The sequence below is a fragment of the Streptococcus sp. 3167 genome, from assembly GCF_013277175.1.
Taxonomy (GTDB): domain Bacteria; phylum Bacillota; class Bacilli; order Lactobacillales; family Streptococcaceae; genus Streptococcus; species Streptococcus pseudopneumoniae.
Window position 1 is genome coordinate 1 of record NZ_VMML01000017.1, and the last position, 841, is coordinate 841.

Consider the following 841-nt stretch of genomic DNA (forward strand, 5'->3'; position numbering starts at 1 on the left):
TTAATCAGCGCGCTGATGCTCTTGATGCTGGAGTGAGGCGTTTGACTGAAGGTCTCAGAACCAAAGCGGATATCAGCTCCCTCAACGTGACTGCTGAGAATATCCGGCAATCTGTGAAGAGTCTTGAGACAGACACGCAGAACAAACTAAATCAGAAGTTGAGTCAGGCTGAATTTGAGGTGCGAGCTGGCTCTATCCGCCAGGAAATCCTGAACGCAACCAAGGACAAGGCAGATAAGACCTTAGTTGTGGCTGAAGCTGGAAAATTGCGAGAAGAATTTTCAAATATGCAAGTTGGTGGTCGGAACTATTATCGTGATTCCGAGAAAATTCAACAGTCTCCTTTTAGTTTTGGTTTTGTGTTTGATAATCTAGATCCCTATCTTTCAAAGTCCGATATTGGGACAACTTGGACTCTCTCGTTTGATTATAAACTCGATGAAGTTGATGGTTCTTTTCCTTTCCACATGATGCATAATGGTGGGAATGGCTTTGGTATAGAGGGACAAACAAAGTCCACTGCGACTAGGGAGTGGCAGCGATTTAGGCTTACAGGTCCGGTATTTTTTAAAGAGGATGCGCCCTCTGAATCCAAGCTACAGATGATCCTATTCAATTCAGATTTAGGATACGGAGGAACTATTTTCATTCGTAGGATTAAACTTGAAAAAGGTACCCTAGCGACAGACTGGAGTCCAGCGCTTGAAGACACCAATGGTCTCATCACACAAGCTAAGGCTAGCTTTGAGCGAACAGCGCAGGAATTGCGAACGGATTTGTCGGCTGTTCAGGCCTATGTTGCTCAAGATGGTCAAAGACAGGAAAGCTTACAGCGCTATAC

At 44.7% G+C, this 841-nt stretch carries 1 pseudogene; it reads left to right on the forward strand.

What is annotated here, in order from left to right:
• Positions 1-841 (forward strand): annotated as a pseudogene (locus tag HT678_RS11435) (hypothetical protein); the annotation flags it as partial.